The sequence below is a fragment of the Streptomyces sp. NPDC012825 genome (assembly GCF_042900925.1).
In the GTDB taxonomy this organism is placed as follows: Bacteria; Actinomycetota; Actinomycetes; order Streptomycetales; family Streptomycetaceae; genus Streptomyces.
This window is the reverse complement of sequence record NZ_JBIBBZ010000006.1, coordinates 140,978-155,347: the sequence shown is the minus strand read 5'-3', so window position 1 is coordinate 155,347 and position 14,370 is coordinate 140,978. Positions and strand designations below refer to the sequence as shown.

At 72.0% G+C, this 14,370-nt stretch carries 10 protein-coding genes; 6 read left to right on the top strand and 4 right to left on the bottom strand.

Going from position 1 to position 14,370, the window contains the following annotated elements; all coding sequences use genetic code 11:
• The first annotated feature begins 69 nt into the window (after nt 1-69).
• From uvrB to ACFY7E_RS16265, 4 genes are all read left to right on the top strand, one after another.
• Nucleotides 70-2,208, top strand: a complete 2,139-nt coding sequence (uvrB, locus tag ACFY7E_RS16280) for an excinuclease ABC subunit UvrB (protein ID WP_383437760.1) — start codon at nt 70-72, stop codon at nt 2,206-2,208.
• 154 nt (nt 2,209-2,362) lie between these two features.
• Nucleotides 2,363-2,941 (top strand): TerD family protein, encoded by a 579-nt coding sequence (locus tag ACFY7E_RS16275; protein ID WP_383437762.1) that lies wholly within the window; start codon nt 2,363-2,365, stop codon nt 2,939-2,941.
• A gap of 164 nt (nt 2,942-3,105) precedes the next feature.
• Nucleotides 3,106-5,208, top strand: coding sequence for a TerD family protein (locus tag ACFY7E_RS16270; protein ID WP_389485239.1), 2,103 nt, complete (start codon nt 3,106-3,108; stop codon nt 5,206-5,208).
• Nucleotides 5,209-5,440: 232 nt separating this feature from the next.
• Complete coding sequence (locus ACFY7E_RS16265; RefSeq protein WP_389485236.1) at nt 5,441-6,448, top strand: TerC/Alx family metal homeostasis membrane protein; 1,008 nt, start codon at nt 5,441-5,443, stop codon at nt 6,446-6,448.
• 68 nt (nt 6,449-6,516) lie between these two features.
• Here the strand turns inward: ACFY7E_RS16265 and ACFY7E_RS16260 are convergent, their stop codons facing one another.
• From ACFY7E_RS16260 to ACFY7E_RS16250, 3 genes are all read right to left on the bottom strand, one after another.
• Nucleotides 6,517-7,800 (bottom strand): MFS transporter, encoded by a 1,284-nt coding sequence (locus tag ACFY7E_RS16260; RefSeq protein ID WP_389485630.1) that lies wholly within the window; start codon nt 7,798-7,800, stop codon nt 6,517-6,519.
• A gap of 132 nt (nt 7,801-7,932) precedes the next feature.
• Nucleotides 7,933-8,589, bottom strand: coding sequence for an MBL fold metallo-hydrolase (locus ACFY7E_RS16255; protein ID WP_389485234.1), 657 nt, complete (start codon nt 8,587-8,589; stop codon nt 7,933-7,935).
• A gap of 9 nt (nt 8,590-8,598) precedes the next feature.
• Nucleotides 8,599-9,297, bottom strand: a complete 699-nt coding sequence (locus tag ACFY7E_RS16250) for a maleylpyruvate isomerase family mycothiol-dependent enzyme (protein WP_389485232.1) — start codon at nt 9,295-9,297, stop codon at nt 8,599-8,601.
• Nucleotides 9,298-9,462: 165 nt separating this feature from the next.
• Between ACFY7E_RS16250 and uvrA the strand changes: the two genes are divergently transcribed.
• Nucleotides 9,463-12,489, top strand: a complete 3,027-nt coding sequence (gene uvrA, locus ACFY7E_RS16245; protein ID WP_389485230.1) for an excinuclease ABC subunit UvrA — start codon at nt 9,463-9,465, stop codon at nt 12,487-12,489.
• A gap of 298 nt (nt 12,490-12,787) precedes the next feature.
• Nucleotides 12,788-13,231 (top strand): Rieske (2Fe-2S) protein, encoded by a 444-nt coding sequence (locus ACFY7E_RS16240; RefSeq protein WP_389485228.1) that lies wholly within the window; start codon nt 12,788-12,790, stop codon nt 13,229-13,231.
• A 30-nt stretch (nt 13,232-13,261) separates the two neighbouring features.
• Here ACFY7E_RS16240 and ACFY7E_RS16235 read toward each other — a convergent pair whose 3' ends face one another.
• Entirely contained in the window at nt 13,262-14,191 is a 930-nt protein-coding gene (locus ACFY7E_RS16235; RefSeq protein ID WP_389485226.1) for a hypothetical protein, read from the bottom strand.
• Between the last annotated feature and the right edge of the window lie 179 nt (nt 14,192-14,370).

The window sequence follows — 14,370 nt, the reverse complement described above, 5'->3', positions numbered from 1 at the left end:
AGCCGCCCGGAGGCCGGGCGACGGGCCGATCACCGCCCGAGTGTCAGTGCCGGGTCGTACGGTGGTTGCATGCGGCCCGTTTCCAAGATCGAACGTACGGTGGCGCCCTTCGAGGTCGTCAGCTCCTACCAGCCCAGCGGCGACCAGCCGACGGCCATCGCCGACCTCGAGCGCCGGATCCGCGCGGGAGAGAAGGACGTCGTGCTCCTCGGCGCCACCGGCACCGGCAAGTCGGCGACCACCGCGTGGATGATCGAGAAGCTCCAGCGCCCCACCCTCGTGATGGCGCCGAACAAGACGCTGGCCGCGCAGCTGGCGAACGAGTTCCGTGAGCTCCTGCCCAACAACGCCGTCGAGTACTTCGTCTCGTACTACGACTACTACCAGCCCGAGGCGTACGTCCCGCAGTCGGACACCTACATCGAGAAGGACTCCTCGATCAACGAGGAGGTGGAGCGGCTCCGCCACTCCGCCACGAACTCCCTGCTCACCCGCCGGGACGTGATCGTCGTCGCCTCCGTCTCCTGCATCTACGGCCTCGGCACGCCCCAGGAGTACGTGGACCGGATGGTCCCGCTCAAGGTCGGCGAGGAGATCGACCGCGACCAGCTGCTCCGCCGCTTCGTCGACATCCAGTACACCCGGAACGACCTCGCGTTCACCCGCGGCACCTTCCGGGTCCGCGGCGACACCATCGAGATCTTCCCGGTGTACGAGGAGCTCGCCGTCCGCATCGAGATGTTCGGCGACGAGATCGAGGCCCTCTCCACCCTCCACCCGCTCACCGGCGAGGTCATCAGCGAGGACGACCACCTGTACGTCTTCCCCGCCAGCCACTACGTCGCCGGACCCGAGCGCATGGAGCGGGCCGTCAACGACATCGAGCGCGAGCTGGAGGGCCGCCTCGCCGAGCTGGACAAGCAGGGCAAGCACCTGGAGTCCCAGCGGCTGCGCATGCGGACCACGTACGACATCGAGATGATGCGCCAAATCGGCTCCTGCTCCGGCATCGAGAACTACTCGATGCACTTCGACGGACGCGAGCCCGGCTCCGCGCCCAACACCCTCCTCGACTACTTCCCCGAGGACTTCCTGCTCGTCATCGACGAGTCCCACGTCACCGTGCCGCAGATCGGCGCCATGTACGAGGGCGACGCCTCCCGCAAGCGGACCCTGGTCGACCACGGCTTCCGGCTCCCCTCGGCCCTCGACAACCGCCCGCTGAAGTGGGAGGAGTTCCAGGAGCGGATCGGCCAGACCGTCTACCTCTCCGCGACCCCCGGGGCGTACGAGCTCTCGCGCGGCGACGGCTTCGTCGAGCAGATCATCCGCCCCACCGGCCTCGTCGACCCCGAGGTCGTCGTCAAGCCCACCGAGGGCCAGATCGACGACCTGGTCCACGAGATCCGGCTGCGCACCGAGCGGGACGAGCGGGTCCTCGTCACCACCCTCACCAAGAAGATGGCCGAGGACCTCACCGACTACTTCCTGGAGCTCGGCATCCAGGTGCGCTACCTGCACAGCGACGTCGACACCCTGCGCCGCATCGAGCTGCTGCGCGAGCTGCGCGCCGGCGAGTACGACGTCCTCGTCGGCATCAACCTCCTCCGGGAGGGCCTCGACCTCCCCGAGGTCTCCCTGGTCGCCATCCTCGACGCCGACAAGCAGGGCTTCCTGCGCTCCGGCACCTCCCTGATCCAGACGATCGGCCGCGCCGCGCGAAACGTCTCGGGCCAGGTCCACATGTACGCGGACCGGATCACCCCGGCGATGGAGCAGGCCATCGACGAGACCAACCGGCGCCGCGAGAAGCAGATCGCGTACAACACCGAGCACGGCATCGACCCGCAGCCGCTCCGCAAGAAGATCAACGACATCGTGGCGACCATCGCGCGCGAGGAGATCGACACCGAGGAGCTGCTCGGCACCGGCTACCGGCAGGCGAAGGAGGGCAAGGGCGCCAAGGCCCCCGTCCCCGCGCTCGCCGCGCACGCCCCCAAGGGCCGGGGCAAGGGCGGCAGGGCGGGTTCCACGGTCGAGCTCGGCGACCGGCCCGCCACCGAACTGGCCTCGATCATCGAGGAGATGACGGACCGGATGCGCGCCGCCGCCGCCGAGCTCCAGTTCGAGGTGGCGGCCCGGCTCCGCGACGAGGTGGGAGAGCTGAAGAAGGAGTTGCGCCAGATGAAGGAGGCGGGTCTCGCCTGACGGGGCGCCGCCCGGCCGGACGCGGTCCGGTGTGTTGCAAGACCGACACAAAACCGGACCGCCCCTCCGCGGTGTCAGTGACCCTGCGTAGGGTGCTGAACAACCGCACGCACCGGACAGCGGGCGCGGGGAACGCAACGAGAGGGGCACGCGCGTGACCGTGAACATGACCAAGGGTCAGGCCATCAGCCTGGAGAAGAAGGGCGGGGGCAGCCTCACCCAGGTGCGGATGGGGCTCGGCTGGCAGGCGGCGCCGCGCCGCGGTCTGTTCGGCTCGCGCACCCGCGAGATCGACCTGGACGCCTCGGCCGTCCTCTTCGCCGACAAGCAGCCGGTCGACGTGGTCTTCTTCCGACACCTGGTCAGCGACGACGGCTCGGTCAAGCACACCGGCGACAACCTGGTCGGCGGCGCGGGCCAGGGCGGCGACGACGAGGCGGTCCTCGTCGACCTGGAGCGGGTCCCGGTCCACATCGACCAGATCGTCTTCACGGTGAACTCCTTCACCGGCCAGACGTTCCAGGAGGTGCAGAACGCCTTCTGCCGTCTCGTCGACGAGACGAACGGGCAGGAGCTGGCGCGCTACACCCTCGACGGCGGCGGCCGCTACACCGCGCAGATCATGGCGAAGGTGCACCGGGCCGGCTCCGGCTGGCAGATGACCGCCCTGGGCAACCCGGCCAACGGCCGCACCTTCCAGGACCTGATGCCGGCGATCCTGCCGCACCTGTAGGCGGCCCGCGCACCACGCACCCACAGCTCCCGGAGGCAGCCGCCGCCGGGAGCTGTCCCGCATGATCCGTCCGGACCGGCCGCACGGCCCGGGCGCGCACGATCCGTTCGATCCGCGACCGATCCGTCGGAACCACGACGGGAAGAACCGAGGGGACAGAGCCGATGACGGCCGAGCTGGTCCGGGGGCAGAACCACCCCCTGCCCGACACCCGCCTTGAGATCCGGGTGTCGGCCGGTCATCCGGTCCTCGCCGGAGCCACCCTCGGCGACGAGACGGGCAGGGTCCCCGGCGCGGAGTGGATCGCCCACCCCGGCGCGCCCTCGCTCCCCGGCCTCGACGTTCCGGGGGCGGTGGCGGCCGACCACCGGCTCTCCGTCGACCTGGGGGCGATGCCCGGGACCGTCCACCGGATCTCGGTCCTCCTGGCGCTGACCGGGGACGGCGGAGCGGCCCGCTTCGGAGCCGCCGCCGCACCCTTCGTCGCCGTCGCCGGAGCCGACGGCGACGAGATCGCCAGTTACACCCTCACCGGCCTCGACAGGGAGACCGCCGTCGTCGCCCTGGAGCTGTACCGCAGACAGGGCGCCTGGAAGGTCCGCGCCATGGGCCAGGGGTACGAGGGAGGGCTCGCCGCCCTCCTCGGCGACCAGGGCCTGGAGCGCCCCGCCGACACGGCCGCGGCGATCCTGGCCGCGGCCGCCCCGGAGCACGCCCCCGCGGCGACCGCCCCGCGGCCGCGCGTCCCCGAGCCGGAGCGGGTGCCGCGGGCGACGTCCCTGGACCCCGCGGCACCCGCTCCGCCCCAGGACCCCGCTCTCCCGACGGCCCCGGAATCCACCCTCCCGGCCGTCCCGGCCCCGGTCCTTCCGGCCGGCTCGGACCACCCCACGCCCCTGACCACCCCGGTCGTCCCGGCCCCCGCCTCCCCGGCGACGCCGGACCCCACGCCTCCGCCCCCGCCCCTTCCGCCGGTCGTCCCCGATCCGGCGCCGACCGTGCCGGTGGCCCCCTCGGCGACGCCGCCGCAGGGCACGGGCGCGCGGGCCCAGGGTGGCCCCATCGACTACTCCCACCCCCGCCGCAGGCCCGCCGCCGCGCCGGAGCCCCCGCGGACCCCGCCCCAGGTGCCGCCCGTGCCGGTCGCCGGGGACGCCTCCGGCTGGTCCATGGACGAGCGCCTGTACAACCAGGTGTGGGGGATGTTCGAGGACCTGGCCCGCACCGCCGCCGCCTACCGCAGCGCCTGCGACTTCGCGGAGTCCCGGCTCGACCGGGAGCTCGACCGGACCCTCTCCGACTACCGCGCCCGGAACGGGGACGCGAACGACGCCGCCCGCGCGGCCGCCCGGGCCCGGCACGACGAGCTGGTGGAGCGGGCCCGGGCGGTCCTGGACCGGGACCTCGCCCAGCTCGCGACCGAGTCCGAGGTCGTCGAACCGGCCCTGCCGCCCGCCTACGCCCGCTGGGACAACCCGGTCTGGCACGCGTACCGCGTCCCGACCGAGGAGCCCATGGCCGTCCGGCTCGGCGACCTCCACCTGCCCGAGCGGACCGATCTGCGGATCCCCATGCTCGTCCGGCTGCCGCTGGAGCGCGGGCTGTGGGTGGACAGCGGGCGGGGGCGCTCCGAGGCGGCCGGCCTCCTCGACGGGACCGAGCTGCGGAGGCTCGCCCTGGACAGCGCGGTCGCGCACACCGCCCGGCTGCTCGCCGCGCACCCGGCGGGCGAGTTCGCCGTCCACGTCCTCGACGCGGCCGGAGCGGGCACCGCGTCCCTCGCGCCGCTCGTGGAGTCGGGCGTCCTCGCGGCCCCGCCGGCCCGGGGCGCGGCCGGTGTCTCGGCGGTCCTGGAGCAGCTCACCGAGCGGGTCGACCTGCTCCAGATGGCGGTGCGGGGCGGCGCGGCCGACGCGCTGCCGCCCGGCCTGGACACGGCCGGGCAGCTGCTGATCGTGCACGACTTCCCGCACGGCTTCGACGACCGGGCGGTCACCCGGCTGCGGTACCTCGCCGACGAGGGGCCCTCGGTCGGCGTCCACCTGCTGATGGTGGCGGACCGGGCGGACGCGGCCGCGTACGGGCCGCTGCTCGACCCCCTGTGGCGCTCGCTGCTGCGGCTCACCCCCGTCCCCGACGACCACCTCGCCGACCCGTGGGTGGGGCACGCCTGGTCGTACGAGCCGCCGGTGCTCCCGCCGGGCAGCGGGGTCCTGCGGCAGGTCCTCGCCCAGGTGGCGGACGCCCGCCGGGGGAAGCAGTTCTGAACTGGCGTTTTGATGATCCTTTAGCCTGCCCTTTACCTTCTCTTGGTGTTTCGGGTAGTGTTCTTCATGCGGAGGGGAGTACTCCCCAAGCGCGGCGTGCCCGTCAGTACGGACGGATCCCCATGATCCGATCCCGGGGCGTCGGCCCGGCGGCGGTCAGCCCGTCCCCCGGGTGGAAGAGACCTCCGGCAGCGACGACGCTGATCAGTAGCCGTACGACGCCGGAGGCGCAATGGACGTTTCAACGACCATGTGGGTCCTGACCATTCTCGGTCTGGGTGCCCTGATCGGTGCCGACTTCTTCATCGGGCGTAAGCCCCATGACGTGTCGGTCAAGGAAGCCGGGATCTGGACGGTCGTCTGGATCGTGCTCGCCGCGCTCTTCGGGCTCGGCCTGCTGTTCTTCGGCAATGCCCAGGCCTCGGGCGAGTTCTTCGCCGGTTACATCACCGAGAAGTCGCTCAGCGTCGACAACCTCTTCGTCTTCGTCCTCATCATGGCGAAGTTCTCGGTCCCCTCGCACCTCCAGCAGCGCGTGCTGCTCGTGGGCGTGCTGATCGCCCTGGTGCTCCGCGCGATCTTCATCGCCGCCGGCGCCGCGATCATCGCGAGCTTCTCCTGGGTCTTCTACATCTTCGGCGCGTTCCTGATCTACACCGCCTGGAAGCTCATCCAGGAGGCGCGGGCCGACGAGGAGGAGGACGAGTTCGAGGAGAACCGGCTCCTCAAGAGCGTCGAGAAGAAGTTCGGCGTCGCCGACCGGTACCACGGCACCAAGCTCTTCATCCGTGTCAACGGCAAGCGGGTGCTGACCCCCCTGATGGTGGTCATGCTGGCCATCGGCACCACCGACATCCTCTTCGCCCTCGACTCCATCCCGGCGATCTTCGGCCTCACCCAGGACCCGTACATCGTCTTCACCGCCAACGCCTTCGCCCTCATGGGTCTGCGGCAGCTGTACTTCCTGATCGGCGGCCTGCTCAAGAAGCTGGTCCACCTCAGCTACGGCCTGTCGGTGATCCTCGGCTTCATCGGCGTCAAGCTCGTGCTGCACGCCCTGCACGAGTCCGGGGTGCACGTCCCGGAGATCTCCATCCCGGTCTCCCTCGCGGTCATCTGCGGTGTTCTGATCATCACCACGATCACCAGCCTGATCGCCTCCAAGCGGCAGGCCGATCGGGAGGCAGCCCAGAGCGTGGCCGACGTGGAAGGAACCGAGAAGGACAGCATCGGCGCCTGACGCGGCACACACGGCGACGGCCGGCCCGGGATCCCCCTCCCCGGCCGGCCCTCGCCGTTTCCCGTCCTCTACCGGGCCGGTGCCGGCTCCTTCACGGCGGCGCGGGCGGGCAGGGTCTCCGGGAGCAGCGCGAAGCAGCCCAGGCTGACCAGGGCCACCAGGGTCAGGTAGGCCGCCACGCCCCACGGCGGACCGGAACCGCCCTCGGAGAGCGCGGTGGCCGCGAGGGGGGTCAGGGCGCCGCCGAGGACGCCCGCGAGGTTGTAGCCGACGGCCGCGCCCGTACAGCGGACCCGGGGCTCGTACAGCTCCGGCAGGTACGCGGAGACCACCGCGAACATCGTGATGAAGGCCAGCAGCGCGCCCAGGAAGCCGAGGAACATCAGCGGCGGCCGCGCGGTGTGCAGCAGCGCCACCATCGGGAACATCCAGAGCGCGCAGCCCGCGCACCCGGCCAGGCAGAGCGTCCGGCGGCCCCAGCGGTCGGCGAGGAGCGCCACGAACGGGGTGGCCGCGCCCATCACCGCCACCGCCGCCATGACGCAGCCCAGCATCACCGGACCGCTCAGGCCGAGCCGCCCGGTGCCGTAGGCCAGGGCCCAGGTGGAGACCGCGTAGAAGACGGCGTACCCGACCGCGAGGGCCCCCGCCGTCAGCAGGACGAGCCGCCAGTGGTTCCGTACGACCTCGGCCAGCGGGGCGCCCGCGCGCCGCCCGGACGCGGACAGCTCCTCGAACTGCGGGGTCTCCGCCAGCGAGGAGCGCAGCAGCAGTCCGCCCGCCGCGAGCAGCCCCGCGGCCCAGAACGGCACCCGCCAGCCCCAGGACCGGAACTCCGCGTCGCTCAGCCCGGCCGTGAGCCCCAGCATCGTCCCGTTCGCCAGGAGGAAGCCGACCGCCGGGCCGATCTGCGGGAAGCTCGCCCACAGCGCGCGCCGGTGCTCCGGGGCGTGCTCGGCGGTGAGCAGCACCGCCCCGCCCCACTCGCCGCCCAGACCGAGCCCCTGGAGGAAGCGGAGGAGGAGCAGCAGCGCGGGGGCGGCGATGCCGAGCGTCGCGTACGTGGGGACGCAGCCGACCGCGACCGTGGCGCAGCCGGTCAGGAGCAGCGAGGCGAAGAGGACGGGGCGCCGGCCGTACCGGTCGCCGACGTGGCCGAAGAGGACCGACCCGAGCGGCCGGGCCACGAACCCGACCGCGAAGGTGCCGAAGGCGGCCAGGGTCCCGGCGAGCGGGGAGAAGGTCGGGAAGAAGAGCGGCCCCAGGACGAGGGCGGCGGCGGTCCCGTAGACGTAGAAGTCGAAGAACTCGACGGCCGTGCCGACGAGCGAGGCGGCGGCGATCCGGCCCATCGAGGGGCCGGGGGAGGGCGACGGAGAGTGACGGCGGTGCATGTCCCGCGATCTACCCGCCGACCACCCCGTCCACGGGGGCGTGCGGAAGCGCGCCGCTGGTGGGGCGCGCGCCCTCCGTCCGCCGTCGGGTCACCAGCCCCGCTCGCGCCACCCCGCGAGGTGGGGGCGCTCGTCACCGAGGGTGGTGTCCCTGCCGTGACCCGGATAGACCCAGGACTCGTCAGGGAGGGCGTCGAAGAGCTTGGTCTCCACGTCGTGGAGCAGGCTCGCGAAGGCCTCCGGGTCCTGGCGGGTGTTGCCCACGCCGCCCGGGAAGAGGCAGTCGCCGGTGAAGACGTGCGGGTGGCCGTGCGGGTCGTCGTACACGAGGGCGATCGAGCCCGGGGTGTGCCCGACGAGCCGGCGCGCGGTCAGTTCGACCCGGCCCACCCGGATCGTGTCGCCGTCCTCGACGCGCACGTCGGTCGCGACCGGGATGCCCTCCGCGTCGTACGCGCCCGCGTAGGTGCGCGCACCGGTCGCGGCGACCACCTCGGCCAGGGCCTGCCAGTGGTCGCCGTGCCGGTGGGTGGTGACGACGGCGCCGACGCCGTCGTCACCGATCAGCGTGAGCAGCGTCCCGGCGTCGTTCGCCGCGTCGATCAGCAGCTGCTCGCCGGTCGTCCGGCAGCGCAGCAGGTACGCGTTGTTGTCCATCGGACCGACCGCGACCTTCGAGATCATCAGGTCCGCCAGTTCGTGCACGTCCGCAGGGCCGCCGACCTTCACCACTCCGCTGTACGTCATGCGCTCAGCCTATAGCGGGGGCAGTTCGGGGAGGCCGTCGCCGGAGAGGACGACGAGACGGGCGCCCTTGTCGCCGCGGCCGGACAGCCAGCCGAGCAGTTCGGGGCCGGTGCCGGCGAGGACGACCGGCGTCCCCTCGGTGCCGCCGGTGCGCCAGCTCGGACCCTCCTCGGGATCGAGCCGGAGGGTCACCGGGGGGACCTCCGGCCGTCCCGACCAGCGGTCGGCGAGGAACTCGATCTCCCGCAGGACGAACTCCTCCGGCAGGTCCTCGAGCCCGTAGCCGGCGCCCAGGTCGACGTGGTGCAGGGCCACCTCCACCCAGCGGCGGAAGGGGACCCGGGCCGCGCTGTCGGTGACGCCGTTGCGCAGCTCGACGGTCCGGCTCCAGTCGGCGGGCCTCTCGCCCACGGCCCGCAGCCGGTCGGCGCTCTCGCGCACGTCGGCGAGCTGCACGTCGAGCGGGCGGTACGCGTCCCGCTCGATGTCGGCCTCGCGGGTCGCCGCGTCCGGGTACATGGGGCGCCCTTCGAGGACGTTCACCAGGGCGTCGGCGTTGCGGGCGAGATGGGCGAGGACATGGCCGCGGGTCCAGCCGGGAAGCCGTGACGGCTCGGCCGCCGCGGCGTTGTCCCAGGAGGCGGCGGCGTCCAGGAGCCGATCGGTCGCCTCCCGCACGGAAACAAGGTCACGCTCGTGATCGATCATGGCGCCGACCTTAGCGCCGGCCGGGCCGGACCACTCGTTCGGGTGAAGCGGTCTCCGGAAGACCGGAAATCGAATGTACGTGCTATACGCTCGATGGAAGCATCCGGCGTCCCCGGTTGTTGGTGTGTAGGCACATCCGCTCTCTCAAGAAAGGTGCGGACCGGCGTGGCCGACCGTCTCATCGTCCGTGGCGCTCGCGAGCACAACCTCAAGAACGTCTCCCTCGATCTCCCGCGTGACTCCCTCATCGTCTTCACCGGGCTCTCGGGGTCGGGCAAGTCCTCCCTCGCGTTCGACACGATCTTCGCCGAGGGGCAGCGCCGGTACGTCGAGTCGCTCTCCTCGTACGCCCGGCAGTTCCTCGGCCAGATGGACAAGCCGGACGTCGACTTCATCGAAGGTCTGTCGCCCGCCGTCTCCATCGACCAGAAGTCGACCTCGCGCAACCCGCGCTCGACGGTCGGCACCATCACCGAGGTCTACGACTACCTCCGCCTGCTCTTCGCGCGCATCGGCAAGCCGCACTGTCCCGAGTGCCACCGCCCCATCTCGCGCCAGTCGCCGCAGGCCATCGTCGACAGGGTCCTGGAGCTGCCCGAGAGCAGCCGCTTCCAGGTGCTCTCCCCGCTCGTGCGCGAGCGCAAGGGCGAGTTCGTCGACCTCTTCGCCGATCTCCAGACCAAGGGCTACAGCCGTGCCCGGGTCGACGGCGCGACCGTCCAGCTCAGCGAGCCGCCGACGCTGAAGAAGCAGGAGAAGCACACCATCGAGGTGGTCGTCGACCGCCTCACCGTCAAGGACAGCGCCAAGCGCCGGCTCACCGACTCCGTCGAGACCGCGCTCGGACTCTCCGGCGGCATGGTCGTGCTCGACTTCGTCGACCTCCCCGAGGACGACCCCGAGCGCGAGAAGATGTACTCGGAGCACCTCTACTGCCCCTACGACGACCTCTCCTTCGAGGAGCTGGAGCCGCGCTCCTTCTCCTTCAACTCGCCCTTCGGCGCCTGCCCGGACTGCACCGGCATCGGCACCCGCATGGAGGTCGACCCGGAGCTGATCGTCCCCGACGAGGACAAGTCCCTCGACGAGGGCGCCATCCACCCCTGGTCGCACGGCCACACCAAGGAGTACTTCGGCCGGCTCGTCGGCGGCCTCTCCCAGGCTCTCGGCTTCCGCACCGACATCCCGTACGCGGGACTGCCGCAGCGCGCCAAGAAGGCGCTGATGTACGGCCACAAGACCCAGGTCGAGGTCCGCTACCGCAACCGGTACGGACGGGAGCGGGCGTACACCACCCCGGCCTTCGAGGGCGCCGTCCCCTTCGTCAAGCGGCGCCACACCGAGGCCGAGAGCGACTCCAGCCGCGAGCGCTTCGAGGGCTACATGCGCGAGGTGCCCTGCCCCACCTGCGAGGGCACCCGGCTCAAGCCGATCGTCCTCGCGGTCACGGTCATGGACAGGTCCATCGCCGAGGTCTCCGCGATGTCCATCAGCGACTGCGCCGAGTTCCTCTCCCGGCTCACCCTGAGCGCCCGCGACAAGAAGATCGCCGAGCGGGTCCTCAAGGAGGTCAACGAGCGGCTGCGCTTCCTCGTCGACGTAGGCCTCGACTACCTCTCGCTCAACCGGGCCGCCGGGACGCTCTCCGGCGGCGAGGCCCAGCGCATCCGACTCGCCACCCAGATCGGCTCCGGCCTGGTCGGCGTGCTCTACGTCCTCGACGAGCCCTCCATCGGCCTCCACCAGCGCGACAACCACCGGCTGATCGAGACCCTGGTGCGGCTGCGGGACATGGGCAACACGCTCATCGTGGTCGAGCACGACGAGGACACCATCAAGGTGGCCGACTGGGTCGTGGACATCGGCCCCGGCGCCGGCGAGCACGGCGGCAAGGTCGTCCACTCCGGCTCCCTGAAGGAGCTCCTCGCCAACGAGGAGTCGATGACCGGGCAGTACCTGTCCGGCCGCAGGGCGATCACCACCCCGGACACCCGCCGGCCGGTCGACCCCGGACGCCGGCTCACCGTGCACGGGGCCCGCGAGAACAACCTGCGGGACATCGACGTCTCCTTCCCGCTCGGCGTCCTCACCGCCGTCACCGGCGTCTCCGGATCCGGCAAGTCGACCCTGGTCAACGACATCCTCTACACCCACCTGGCGCGCGAGCTGAACGGCGCCAAGTCGGTGCCCGGACGGCACACGCGCGTGGAGGGCGACGACCTGGTCGACAAGGTCGTGCACGTCGACCAGTCCCCGATCGGCCGCACCCCGCGGTCGAACCCGGCGACCTACACCGGCGTCTTCGACCACGTCCGCAAGCTCTTCGCCGAGACGATGGAGGCCAAGGTCCGGGGCTACCTGCCCGGTCGCTTCTCCTTCAACGTCAAGGGCGGCCGCTGCGAGAACTGCTCCGGCGACGGCACGATCAAGATCGAGATGAACTTCCTCCCGGACGTCTACGTCCCGTGCGAGGTCTGCCACGGCGACCGGTACAACCGGGAGACCCTGGAGGTCCACTACAAGGGCAAGTCCATCGCCGAAGTCCTGAACATGCCGATCGAGGAGGCCCTCGGCTTCTTCGAGGCCGTCCCGACCATCGCCCGCCACCTGCGCACCCTGACCGAGGTCGGTCTCGGCTACGTCCGCCTCGGGCAGTCGGCGCCGACGCTCTCCGGCGGCGAGGCGCAGCGCGTGAAGCTCGCCTCCGAGCTCCAGAAGCGCTCGACGGGCCGCACGGTCTACGTCCTGGACGAGCCGACCACCGGTCTGCACTTCGAGGACATCTCGAAGCTGATCAAGGTCCTCTCCGGTCTGGTCGACAAGGGGAACTCGGTGATCGTCATCGAGCACAACCTCGACGTCATCAAGACCGCGGACTGGGTCATCGACATGGGCCCGGAGGGCGGCAGCGGCGGCGGCGTGGTGGTCGCCGAGGGCACGCCGGAAGAGGTCGCCTCGGTCCCGGCGAGCCACACCGGCAAGTTCCTCCGCGAGATCCTCGGCGCCGACCGGATCAGCGACGCGGCGATCCCGGCAGCGCGCGGCGCGAAGAAGACGACGGCCAGGAAGACGGCGGCGAAGAAGGCCACCGCCACGAAGGCCGCACCGGTGAAGAAGACGGCCGCCGCCACGAAGGCGACCGCGACCAAGGCCGCCGCCAAGAAGACGGCGACCCGCACCCGCAAGGCCTGACCCGCCACCCGGCAGGGCCCCGCCCCGGGCCCTGCCGCACCGGCGTGCCCCCGCGCACGGACCCCGCCGCACCGGCGGAGGCCCGTGCCGGGGGCGCTGTCATGCCCACGGGTCGTCGCGTACGGGACTCCGCCGTACTCACGGAGCGTCGGGTACGGGCCTCCGCCGTGCCCACGGGCCGTCGCGTACGGACTCCGCCGTCCCCACGGGCCCCCGCGACCCGGGAGCGGGACGCGCCGGTATCGTCGGTTCGGTCACCGCTGGGGTGTCTTGTCCCCGATCTCACCGTGGAGCGCTCATGTCCGGCCAGTCCAGCCGTCGCACCGTACTGAAAGGCGCCGCCCTCGCCGGTGCCGCCGGGCTGGGAGTCGCCGCCTGCTCCACCGAGTCCAAGCTCGGCCACGCCGAGGTCCCGACCCCGACCGCCCCGGTCCCCCTCGGTTCCCCGGACGAGGTCCCGGTCGGCGGTTCCAAGCTCTACCGCGAGCAGCGCCTCGTGGTGAGCTGCCCCGCCAAGGGCCAGTACAAGGCCTTCAGCGCCCAGTGCACCCACGCCGGCTGCGTCCTCGACAAGGTCGAGGAGAACGAGGGCAACTGTCCCTGCCACGGCAGCCGCTTCGACGTGACCACCGGCAAGGCGCTCCGGGGCCCGGCCACCGTCCCCCTCCCCGAGGTCCCGATCCGCGTCGAGGCCGGCAAGCTCGTCGCCGGACCCGAGACCGCCCAGGCCCCCAGGGTCTGAGGACCCGCCCCCCAAAGAAACCCAGGCCCCTCAGGACCAGTCCCAGTCGATCCCCAGGATCCCCGGACGCACCACCTGCTCCACCAGGTGCACCGTGCGGTGCCGGCCGCTCAGGGTCAGTTCGGCGCGGCCGCCGCGCGGCGCCCCCGCCGAGACCTGCGCGAACCTCCGGCACCGCACCGGCAGCGCCGCCTCGTCGAAGCGCACCTGGAGCACGTACTGCCCGCCCGCGAAGCTGAACCCGCGCACGTACTCCCCGCTCGCCCCCGCCGTACCGTCCTCGAAGCCGTACGAGAAGAGGTACGTGTCCCCGGCCCGCAGCCGCGCGTCGAAGAGCAGCTCCGCGACCAGCACCCCCGTCCCCGCGTGCCACCGCACCCGCCCGGTCCGGCAGTTCTCCACGGCCCGCACCACCACCCCCGACGGGTCGCAGCCCGGATCCCCGTGGTGGACGGCCAGATAACGGTCCACCCCGTCCCGGTGCGCCCGCACCACGTGCTGGGACTCCCGCCCCACCAGTTCCCGCCCCGCCCCGATCCGCACCCGCTCGTGGTGCCCCACCGTGTGCAGCCCCCCGTCCGTCGGGCACTCCATCTCCGCGAGCAGCTCCTCGACCGAGCCGGACGCCTCCACCAGCGAGCGGTACGAGCGGCCCGCCGGGCGCTCCGCCTCGGACCGGGCGGCCGTGTCCTCCGCGAGCAGCCGCAGGAGCGAGTTCCCCGGGAGCCGGAGCACCTCCTCCAGGACCCGGACGGCCTTCAGGGACTCCGGACGCTGCGGGCGGCGGGCGCCCTGCTGCCAGTAGCTCAGGCTCGTCACCCCGACCCTGACGCCCCGGTGCGCCAGATGCTGCTGGACCCGCTGGAGCGGCAGCCCGCGCACGGCGAGCGCGGTGCGCAGCGCCAGATGGAAGGGACCGGTGTGCAGCAGCTGCGCAAGATCGGCCTCGGTGCGGCTCACGAGGACTCCTCGGTGAACGTTCACGGCGGGGGAGCGGACCGTCGTACCGCCGGGGACGGGCGGGCAGGTGGGCCGGGGGCGTCCGTTCACACCCGGGTCACACCGTTCACAGTCCGATGTCATCCCGCATTGAAGCGTGTTGACCCGGACCGGACAACGGCAGATGCTCCTGACCAGCG